This is a genomic window from Pseudonocardia sp. NPDC049154, assembly GCF_040648315.1.
Taxonomy (GTDB): Bacteria; Actinomycetota; Actinomycetes; order Mycobacteriales; family Pseudonocardiaceae; genus Pseudonocardia.
Genome location: NZ_JBEZDN010000247.1, coordinates 1 through 2756 on the forward strand (window position 1 = coordinate 1; position 2756 = coordinate 2756).

General features: G+C 57.9%; 1 rRNA gene. It reads left to right on the plus strand.

The window, feature by feature from the left end:
* Positions 1–2670, plus strand: a 23S ribosomal RNA gene (locus AB0B41_RS43005); the annotation flags it as partial.
* Positions 2671–2756: the final 86 nt, after the last annotated feature.

Here is a 2756-nt window from a genome sequence, read left to right on the forward strand (position 1 = left end):
CCCGAGTAGCAGCGAGCTCGTGGAATTTGCTGTGAATTTGGCGGGACCACCCGTTAAGCCTAAATACTTCCTGGTGACCGATAGCGGACGAGTACCGTGAGGGAAAGGTGAAAAGTACCCCGGGAGGGGAGTGAAATAGTACCTGAAACCGTGTGCCTACAAGCCGTCAGAGCCTTTTTGGGGTGATGGCGTGCCTTTTGAAGAATGAGCCTGCGAGTTATGCTTCGTGGCGAGGTTAACCCGTGTGGGGTAGCCGTAGCGAAAGCGAGTCTGAATAGGGCGCCGTAGTCGCGGGGTGTAGACCCGAAGCGGAGTGATCTACCCATGGCCAGGGTGAAGCGTCGGTAAGACGTCGTGGAGGCCCGAACCCACCAGGGTTGAAAACCTGGGGGATGAGCTGTGGGTAGGGGTGAAAGGCCAATCAAACTCCGTGATAGCTGGTTCTCCCCGAAATGCATTTAGGTGCAGCGTCGTGTGGTGGGTACCGGAGGTAGAGCACTGGATGGCCTAGGGGGCCGACAAGCTTACTGAAGTCAGCCAAACTCCGAATGCCGGTACTGTTAGCGCGGCAGTGAGACTGCGGGGGATAAGCTTCGTAGTCGAGAGGGAAACAGCCCAGATCACCGGCTAAGGCCCCTAAGCGTGCGCTAAGTGGGAAAGGATGTGGGATCGCCGAGACAACCAGGAGGTTGGCTTAGAAGCAGCCACCCTTGAAAGAGTGCGTAATAGCTCACTGGTCAAGTGGTCCTGCGCCGACAATGTAGCGGGGCTCAAGCGCACCGCCGAAGCCGTGGCAATGACACATTCATCCGCCGGATCCTTTCGGGGTGATGGTGTAGTGGTGTTGTTGGGTAGGGGAGCGTCGTGCATCCGGTGAAGCCGCCGAGTGATCGAGTGGTGGAGGGTGTGCGAGTGAGAATGCAGGCATGAGTAGCGAATGCAGAGTGAGAATCTCTGCCGCCGGATGACCAAGGGTTCCTGGGCCAGGTTGTTCCGCCCAGGGTGAGCCGGGACCTAAGGCGAGGCCGACAGGCGTAGTCGATGGATAACGGGTTGATATTCCCGTGCTCGTGATAGTGCGTCCATGCTGAGGTCGTTGATGCTAACCATCCGAACCCCCCCATGATGCCTTCGGGCTGAGTGGGTGTGGGGGAGCGTGGGATCCGATTCGGTAGTAGGCAAGCGATGGGGTGACGCAGGAGGGTAGCCTCGCCACGCGGTGGTTGTCGTGGTGTAAGCCTGTAGCCCGATTCCCAGGTAAATCCGGGGGTCATACAAGGGTGAGAGGTGATGCGTAGCCGATTGAGGCGAAGTAGGGTGATCCCATGCTGTCGAGAAAAGCCTCTAGCGAGTGCTGTTGCGGCCCGTACCCCAAACCGACACAGGTGGTCAGGTAGAGAATACCGAGGCGATCGAGTGAACTCTGGTTAAGGAACTCGGCAAAATACCTCCGTAACTTCGGGAGAAGGAGGGCCGGTGGCCTTGAAGCCCTTCGCGGGCTAGGGGCGGCCGGTCGCAGAGACCAGGCCCAAGCGACTGTTTACTAAAAACACAGGTCCGTGCGAAGTCGCAAGACGAGGTATACGGACTGACGCCTGCCCGGTGCTGGAACGTTAAGAGGACCTGTTAGCCGATTCGTCGGCGAAGCGGAGAATTTAAGCGCCAGTAAACGGCGGTGGTAACTATAACCATCCTAAGGTAGCGAAATTCCTTGTCGGGTAAGTTCCGACCTGCACGAATGGCGTAACGACTTGGGCGCTGTCTCGACCAGAGACTCGGCGAAATTGCACTACGAGTAAAGATGCTCGTTACGCGCGGCAGGACGGAAAGACCCCGGGACCTTTACTACAGCTTGGTATTGGTGCTCGGTTCGGCTTGTGTAGGATAGGTGGGAGACTGTGAAGCGGTCACGCTAGTGGTCGTGGAGTCGTTGTTGAAATACCACTCTGGTCGAATTGGGTGTCTGAACCTCGGGCCATGATCTGGTTCAGGGACAGTGCCTGGTGGGTAGTTTAACTGGGGCGGTTGCCTCCTAAAGGGTAACGGAGGCGCCCAAAGGTTCCCTCAGCCTGGTTGGCAATCAGGTGTTGAGTGTAAGTGCACAAGGGAGCTTGACTGTGAGACTGACGGGTCGAGCAGGGACGAAAGTCGGGACTAGTGATCCGGCACCTCCTGGTGGAAGGGGTGTCGCTCAACGGATAAAAGGTACCCCGGGGATAACAGGCTGATCTTGCCCAAGAGTCCATATCGACGGCATGGTTTGGCACCTCGATGTCGGCTCGTCGCATCCTGGGGCTGGAGTAGGTCCCAAGGGTTGGGCTGTTCGCCCATTAAAGCGGTACGCGAGCTGGGTTTAGAACGTCGTGAGACAGTTCGGTCCCTATCCGCCGCGCGCGTAGGAGACTTGCGGAAGGCTGTCCCTAGTACGAGAGGACCGGGACGGACGAACCTCTGGTGTGCCAGTTGTACCGCCAGGTGCATGGCTGGTTGGCTATGTTCGGAAGGGATAACCGCTGAAGGCATCTAAGCGGGAAGCTCGTTCCAAGATGAGGTCTCCCACCACCTTTGCGTGGGTAAGGCTCCCAGTAGACGACTGGGTTGATAGGCCAGAGATGGAAGCCCTGTGAGGGGTGGAGTTGACTGGTACTAATAGGCCGAGGGCTTGCCACAACATGTTGTTCGCATCCACTGTGTGACCCTGAGCACACAACCAGTCCGGCCCGGTTTCGGGTCGGAGGGGTTGGTGTTCGACCCGG